Genomic DNA, 7,490 nt, shown 5'->3' with positions numbered 1-7,490 from the left:
GACGTATACCGAAGCTGTCACCTTCCCGGAAAAGCGAATACATGGATGGCCTCCATTTCGTCAGAAAGCGTCACTCGTTATCGACAGGCACGTGTTCACATCCCTATAAGTCAACGCCTTCGTCAAGTGTTCGATTCTGGAACACACAACCCTCGTGCAACCACCGTTTTCTCATTATATTCTAAGACTTTATACTCATTTTAAACCCTCCTCCGCGAAGAGCCTTCTGTTGTCCCGTTCCCGAACAAAAGGCGCTACCTTCCTCCTTCTGAATAACATAACCTCCTGAAATATCGGTTTTTCTTTCCGTGGCACCTCCGTTGCAATCCGTCATGGCACCGACACGAAAATATTCAGGAGGAACGTCATGGCCCAACAAGTGATCATGCCCAAATGGGGCTTGACCATGAAGGAAGGAAAAATCGTCCGTTGGCTCAAGGCCGAGGGCGATGCGGTCACCGAAGGTGAGCCCCTATTCGAGGTGGAGACTGACAAGATCACCAACTCGGTCGAAGCTCCTGCCAGTGGTATTCTGTTTCAAATCATCGTTCCCGAGGGCGACGTTGCCGCAGTGCAAGCCCCCGTGGGCACCATTGCCGCCGACGGCGAAACGCTGGAACGCGTAGACGGCGGCGCGCCGGCGCCCGCGGCCACTGCCGAGGCTCCAGCCGCCGACGCTGGCGCAAGTGCGGCAGAACCTGCAGGTGAAAAGGCTCCCGCCAGAGAGGACGGCTTCATCCCCGCCATGCCCGCCGCCCGCAAGCTCGCCGAAGACCTTGGCGTTGACCTCGCCTCCGTTGACGGAACAGGCCGGGGCGGCGCTGTCACCAAACGCGACGTGCAGGCCGTGGCCGACGCAGGTGGCGGCATTAACGCCAGCCCCAAGACCATCGCCTTTGCCCGCAAAAAGGGCATTGACCTCAGCCAAATCACCGGCACTGGCGACGGCGGCAAGGTTACCAAGGCCGACATCCTGCGCGCCATGAACCCCGCCGCCCCATCCGAGCCAGCCCCGCAGCAGCCTGCCACACAGGACACCATTGTGCCCATGGAAGGCGTACGCAAAATCGTTGCGGACAACATGCACGCCAGCCTGCAAACAAGCGCCCAGCTCACTGTGTTTGTGGAGGCCGACGTCACGGAGATGGTCCGCCTGCGCGACACCCTGCGCGGGCGCAACCGCCGCAACCCCGACTACCGCCTCTCCTACAACGACATCATCTGCTACGCCGTGTGCCGCGCCCTAAAGCGCCATCCGGTCATGAACTCCACCCTGCAGGACGACGGCATCCACATGCACGAACACGTCAACCTTGGCGTTGCCGTCTCCCTGCCCAGCGGCCTCATCGTCCCCAACGTCAAAGAGGCCGACACCTACACCCTTGAAGAGCTCAAAACCCACGTCCGCGACGCCGCCGCACGCGCGCGTCAAGGCGGCCTGAGCATGGACGAAATCTCGGGCGGCACCTTCACCATCAGCAACGTCAGCATGCTGGGCGTGGACGGCTTCACCCCCATTCTGAACCCGCCGGAGACGGGCATTCTGGGCGTTGGCCGCGTGGTGGAAAAACCCGCCGTCAAAGACGGGGAAATCGCCATCCGCAGCATGATGACCCTGTCGCTGACCTTCAACCACATGGTCACCGACGGCGCACCGGCTATGACCTTCCTGCGCGAACTCGCAGACATGCTGGAAACCCCCGGCCTCATGACAATGTAGGAGGCCGCCATGCCGCACAAACGATTCGCCATCGAACTCGGCTACGCCGCAGACATGCACGGCGAGGACATGACCAAGGCCGCTGTGCGCGCCGTACGCGATGCCATGTCCCGCACCTGCCTGTGCGGTCTTGTGGAGATATGGGGGCGCGACGCCTTCCAGGGCGTGTACGTCCATGCGGAAGTAGCCGTCCCGGCGCCGGAGCGCGTTGACACCGAGGCTGTGCGCGCCGTCATCCCCATTGGGGAAGCCTCGGTTTCCGTCACTGCTGGCGGCATGACCGCGGCAGGCATCGAGGTTCCCTGCTTTGCGCCCGGGGTCAGCAATATTGTCGTGGCGTGCGCCGCCCTCACCATCAGCGTGGACATGGACAAAGCGGATGCTCCGGGCTGCGAAGCATGCGCCGCGCCCTCACAGGCCGAATAATTCATCAGAGAAAAAGGAGCGACAACAATGGCTCTCAGCAAGAAAACATTGGTTCACATGTTCGAAACCATGAACAGGATTCGGTTTTTCGAGCAGAAACTGCAGGAGTTCTTCGCCGCCGGTGAAATTCCCGGCTTCGTGCACTTGTATCTGGGCGAAGAGGCCGTAGCCACCGGCGCCTGCGCCACGTTGACCAACAAGGACATGATTACCAGCACCCACCGCGGGCATGGTCACCTGCTGGCGAAAGGCGGCGACCTCAAGCTGATGATGGCCGAAATCTTCGGCAAGCAGACCGGCTACTGCAAAGGCAAAGGCGGCTCCATGCACATTGCCGACCTTGACCTTGGCATCCTTGGCGCCAACGGCATTGTTGGCGGCGGTGGGCCACTGGCCGTGGGCGCAGCCCTTGCCGCCAAGTACCGCAATACCGACGACGTGGCCCTGTGCTTTTTCGGGGACGGCGCGTCCAATCAGGGCACCACGCAGGAATCCCTGAATATGGCCAGCGCATGGAAACTGCCCCTCGTCTTCATCAACGAAAATAACGGCTACGGCATCTCGTGCCCGCAGTGCCGTTCCATGGCCGTCGTCGACATCGCCGACCGCGCCGCCGCCTACGACATGCCCGGCATTGTGGTGGACGGCAATGACGTGCTGGCCGTGCACGAGGCCGTCACCGAGGCCGTTGCCCGCGCCAGAAAGGGCGAAGGTCCCTCCCTTGTGGAATGCAAAACCTACCGCTGGCGCGGCCACTTTGAGGGCGACGCCTGCACCTACCGCTGCGACGAAGAGCTTGAAGAATGGATGGCCAAGGATCCTATCCCCCGCTTTGAACAAAAGCTGGTGGAAAGCAAAACCCTGACGGCAGAGAAAGCCGCGGAGATTAAAGACCGCATTGCCGGTGAAGTCGAAGAGGCCGTGAAATTCGCGCAGGACAGCCCCCTGCCCCCCGCCTCCGCGCTGATGGACGACGTGTACGCATAAGACGCAAGGTCAGCATTTCCGAAAAATTCGACCCAACGGAGCAAGACAATGGCCGAGAAAACATATTTGCAGGCACTGAACGACGCGCTGCGTCACGAAATGGAGCACGACGAAAACGTGTTCATCATGGGTGAGGATGTTGGACAGTTCGGCGGGTGCTTTGGCGTAACGCAGGGCCTGTACGACGCCTTCGGCAAAGAGCGCGTCATGGACACCCCCATCACCGAAAGCGCCATTGTCGGCGCGGCCGGTGGCGCGGCCGCGTGCGGTCTGCGCCCGGTGGCTGAGCTGATGTTCGTGGACTTTATTGGCGTGTCCATGGACCAGCTCTTCAACCAGGCCGCCAAGATGCGCTTTATGTTCGGTGGCAAAACCACCGTCCCCATGACCCTGCGCATGCCGCAGGGCGCGGGCATCGGCGCGGCCGCGCAGCACTCGCAGTGCCTTGAATCGTGGTTCATGAATATCCCGGGGCTCAAGGTCGTCATCCCCTCCACCCCCTACGACGCCAAAGGCCTGCTCACCAGCGCCATCCGCGACGACAATCCCGTGGTGTTCTTGGAACACAAGCTCCTCTACGGCGTGTCTGGCGAGGTTCCGGACGAGAGCTACACCATTGAAATCGGCAAGGGCGATGTGAAACGCGAAGGTACGGATGTGACCATCGTCGCCACCTCCCATACCGTGCACGCTGCCCTTGAAGCCGCAAGCCAGCTGGAAAAGGACGGTATCAGCGCCGAGATCATCGACCCGCGCTGCCTGCTGCCGCTGGACACGGACCTTATCGTAGAATCCGTCAAGAAGACCAACGCCCTGGTCATCGCCCACGAGGCCGTGCAGTTTGCCGGGCCCGGCGCAGAGATTGCGGCCATGGTGGCCGAGGAAGCCGTGGAGTATCTGGATGCGCCCATTAAACGCGTTGGCGCGCCCTTCTGCCCCGTGCCCTTCTCCCCGCCGCTGGAACAGCACTACATCCCCGGAGCAGACAACATCGTCTCGGCGGTGAAATCCATCCGATAACTCGCGCAGCGGGAGGCGGCCACGGCCGCTTCCCGCCTGCCATTTGGGCACGAAGGAGCCGCCTTGAGCACCGTAGGCATTCTGGCAAATCCGGCATCAGGCAAGGATATACGACGCCTCGTGGCCCACGGGAGCGTCTTCGACAATCTGGAAAAAATCCGCATGGTCCGGCGACTCATCCTCGGCATTGAGCAGGCGGGCGCGTCACGCATTGTCTATATGCCCGACGCCTACGGCACCGTCCCCCGCGCGCTGGACGCCATTTCCCCATCCATCCCCGTTCAGGCCCTTGATATGCCTGTACGGAACTCCCAGCAGGACACCACCACCGCGGCCAAGGCTATGCACGACTGCGGGGCGGGGTGTCTGGTCGTCCTCGGCGGCGACGGCACCAACCGCGCGGCGTGCAAAGGGACCGTAGACGTGCCGCTCCTGCCCCTCTCCACCGGCACCAACAATGTGTTCCCCTCCATGGGCGAGGCCACCATTGCCGGGCTGGCCGCAGGCCTCGTGGCCACTGGGGCCTTTCCCATCGCCGAGTGCTGCACCACGACATGCATGTTCCATATCTATTTGGATGAGACGCGCGCGGATATCGCGCTGGTGGACGCCGCCGTCTACGACGACATTTTTGTCGGCTCACGGGCGGTGTGGAATATGGACAAGGTGCCGCAAATATTCCTCACCCGGTGTGATCCCTCCTCCATCGGTCTCTCTGCCGTTGGCGGACAGCTGACGACCATCCGCCCGGAGGAGCCCGCAGGTCTCGCCCTGAACCTTGGGCACGCGGATGAAGCAACGGTCACCGCCCCCATCGCGCCGGGACTCTTCGCCACGGTTGCCGTAAGTCGGTCGCGCCGCATGCAGCCCGGAGAACACTACGCCATTGGCACCGCGCCCGGCCTTATCGCTGTGGACGGCGAACGCGAAGTGGACATTCCCAGCGGCTGCCGCGCCTCCATCGTGCTCAGCACCGAAGGCCCCAAAGTCGTGGACGTGCCACGCGTTATGGCCCTCGCCAGCAGGCATGGACTCTTCACCCAATACCATACGCCCGAGACGACTCACAGGAGAACAGTATGAGCACTCCCCTTAAGGCCGCGTTTTTATTCATCGCCCCCGGCGGGTCCCCCTCCAAGCACAAAGCCTGCGTCACAACCGACGAAATCGAGCTCGTGACCTACGCCGTGAGCAACTACAAGCACGCCGAATCGCTGGCCCGCTATCTGGTGGAACACGACGGCATTGGCGCCATCGAGCTGTGCGGCGGCTTTGGGCACGAGGGCGCAGCCCGCATCGCCAAAGCCGTCGATATTCCCGTTGGCGTGGTACGCTTCGACGTGCACCCCGGCCTTGGCGGGAAAAGCGGCGACAGCATCTGGGGCGGCGGCAACGACTAGCGCGGCCCCTCTACCAAAAGGCCCTGCCCAGCCAAGCACAATGCCGGGCCGGACAGGGACCATTTATTTTTCTACCTTGCGCCGTCCTTCTGCGTCACCCGCCCACTCGGGCTAGCGGTCGCAGGTGGGCGGCGCGCCTACTTACCGTCCAAAACGTGCCGCGATGGCACAAAGCACGTGAACGTACCCGTAAAAACGCACTCGTCGCCGCAGTGCACATCAACGTGGACCAGCCGCTTCTTGCCCTCCAGCGCATCCTCGCGCGCGGTGGCGAGAAGCTCGTCCCCACGACGCGAGGGCTTCAAAAACTTTGTTTCTGCCGCACCCAGCACAACGTTCGGGTGATTCACCGCCAGCATAGCCGCGTAGTCCGCCAGCCCAAAGATAAAGCCGCCGTGAATAAGGCCGCTTGCGTCTGCGGTCATATTCTCGCCGCAGATGAGGCGTACGCGGCTGTAGCCGTCCCTTATCTCCTGCGGCTCACCGCACAGAACCTGATCAATTCCGTGATGGGTCTGTATATCCATGGATTCCTCCTGAGGGTCTTGTCTCCGCCATCTGTACAGAGACACGGGCCCACAACGCAAGGCTTCCGGGCCCGTGTTTCCACTGACCCGGAAGCATACTGTGCCTGCCGCATTCGATATGATTCACAGAAGGTGTCCCGGGAGCGGCGCGCGTGCGGCGAAAAGCGGCGTGCCAAATGTGGGCTGGATGACACGCCCGCCCGCGCCCAGAATCGCGCACGCTCCCGGAGGAGGGCTTATGGGCCGCTAGTCGAACAGGTCTTCCAGTTCCTCAAAGACGTACTTCATGTACATAACCTTGGGCGAACCGCCCATGGAAATGGCAAGCATGGCCGCCTGCATGATTTCTTCCTTGGTGGCGCCATTGCTGGCCGCGCCCTGAATATGCAGGGAGATGCACATCTCGCACTGCGACATCATGGAGCACGCCACGTGAATGAGCTCTTGGGTCTTGTGGTCTATGGAGCTGAACTGGCTGATTTCCTTGGTGAACTCAAGGTACTTCGGAAACACATTGCCAGCATCCTTCTGCATTTTCGCCAGCGTCATCGCTGCCATTTCTGCCGCGTCCATACTATCCTCCTAGGGTTTGATGTCATGCCTTTCCTCAGCATGAGCAAGGAGCGTGCCCGAGGTAGGAATTCGAAAATTTTACTATATATTCAGACAGTTAAGCGTCAAAAGCGGATATTCTCTCCTCTGCCTGGCGGTGTCCTGAAGACGAACAATGCTCCAGAATGGAACACCCGGCAGACCACGGGAACGCCGCCAAAACTCGCGCGTGGCACAGACAAAGCCACACAAAGCAGCGCATAACGAACACCGCCCGCCCCTGCGCCGAGTTGGGCGCGGAGGCGGGCGGTAATTCGCTAGGTAATGGTGGAGGATGCTGGCGCGCAAACGCCACGAAAAAGGGAACCTAAAACACTAGAACAGGCACCCTACAAGGGTGTCCCGGTCCACACCGAGCATGTACTGCTCCAGAGAAATGCCGTCCAAAACCTGCGCCAGTGCAGCCCGGTCGTGGCGGCATCCAGTGAGCTCGGCCTCAAGGTGCCCAACATCTCGGGTGCCGAAGTATTCCCCAAACAGACGGATACGGCGGATGACGCCGGACTGGACGTCCACATGCGCCTCGACTACGCCGCCGGGGGTTCTGGTCGTCCGGCTGAAGCCGTATTTGGGCGAGGAGCCGAAGTTCCAGTCCCACGTGCGGTACCGCGAGTCCGCGAGCGCCTCAATGGCCTGCGTCTCCTCTTCGCCCAAAGCCGCAGCATCCTGCCCGCCGCCGGAGACATCGGCCATAATGCGGGCCATGCACGTTTCCACATCCATGGGTTCTGGCAGGTGGTCGGCGATATTCGTCACGCGCTTGCGCACGCTCTTGACGGCTTTGTCCTTGTACTTTTC

9 protein-coding genes are annotated in these 7,490 nt (G+C 61.5%); 6 read left to right on the top strand and 3 right to left on the bottom strand.

Features of this window, described 5'->3' with window-relative positions; translation table 11 throughout:
* Window positions 1-367: 367 nt before the first annotated feature.
* The 6 genes from ACY69P_RS11905 (at window position 368) to ACY69P_RS11880 (ending at window position 5,553) form a co-directional block, all read left to right on the top strand.
* Complete coding sequence (locus tag ACY69P_RS11905; RefSeq protein WP_462327625.1) at window positions 368-1,720, top strand: dihydrolipoamide acetyltransferase family protein; 1,353 nt, start codon at window positions 368-370, stop codon at window positions 1,718-1,720.
* Window positions 1,721-1,729: 9 nt separating this feature from the next.
* Window positions 1,730-2,146, top strand: a complete 417-nt coding sequence (locus ACY69P_RS11900; RefSeq protein ID WP_459902230.1) for a Lin0512 family protein — start codon at window positions 1,730-1,732, stop codon at window positions 2,144-2,146.
* Window positions 2,147-2,173: 27 nt separating this feature from the next.
* Window positions 2,174-3,133 carry a thiamine pyrophosphate-dependent dehydrogenase E1 component subunit alpha gene (locus ACY69P_RS11895; protein WP_459902229.1) on the top strand — a complete coding sequence of 320 codons (960 nt, stop codon included), beginning with the start codon at window positions 2,174-2,176 and terminating at the stop codon, window positions 3,131-3,133.
* Window positions 3,134-3,181: 48 nt separating this feature from the next.
* Window positions 3,182-4,153 (top strand): alpha-ketoacid dehydrogenase subunit beta, encoded by a 972-nt coding sequence (locus ACY69P_RS11890; protein ID WP_462327624.1) that lies wholly within the window; start codon window positions 3,182-3,184, stop codon window positions 4,151-4,153.
* Between the two features lie 63 nt (window positions 4,154-4,216).
* Window positions 4,217-5,236 (top strand): ATP-NAD kinase family protein, encoded by a 1,020-nt coding sequence (locus ACY69P_RS11885; RefSeq protein WP_462327623.1) that lies wholly within the window; start codon window positions 4,217-4,219, stop codon window positions 5,234-5,236.
* The gene (locus tag ACY69P_RS11880) at window positions 5,233-5,553 is read left to right on the top strand and encodes a DUF6506 family protein (protein WP_459902226.1); all 321 of its coding nucleotides are present in this window, start codon (window positions 5,233-5,235) and stop codon (window positions 5,551-5,553) included. Before ACY69P_RS11885 ends, ACY69P_RS11880 begins: the two co-directional genes overlap by 4 nt.
* 137 nt (window positions 5,554-5,690) lie before the next feature.
* Here ACY69P_RS11880 and ACY69P_RS11875 read toward each other — a convergent pair whose 3' ends face one another.
* From ACY69P_RS11875 to ACY69P_RS11865, 3 genes are all read right to left on the bottom strand, one after another.
* The gene (locus tag ACY69P_RS11875; RefSeq protein ID WP_462327622.1) at window positions 5,691-6,080 is read right to left on the bottom strand and encodes a PaaI family thioesterase; all 390 of its coding nucleotides are present in this window, start codon (window positions 6,078-6,080) and stop codon (window positions 5,691-5,693) included.
* 246 nt (window positions 6,081-6,326) lie between these two features.
* Window positions 6,327-6,653 (bottom strand): carboxymuconolactone decarboxylase family protein, encoded by a 327-nt coding sequence (locus tag ACY69P_RS11870; protein ID WP_459902224.1) that lies wholly within the window; start codon window positions 6,651-6,653, stop codon window positions 6,327-6,329.
* Between the two features lie 354 nt (window positions 6,654-7,007).
* Window positions 7,008-7,490: lipoate protein ligase C-terminal domain-containing protein (locus tag ACY69P_RS11865; RefSeq protein ID WP_462327621.1), on the bottom strand; the 483-nt coding region annotated here is incomplete at its 5' end.

This window comes from Desulfobaculum sp. (assembly GCF_054921475.1).
Note: the sequence above shows the minus strand (reverse complement) of the source record. Positions and strands in the feature narration are given on the sequence as shown.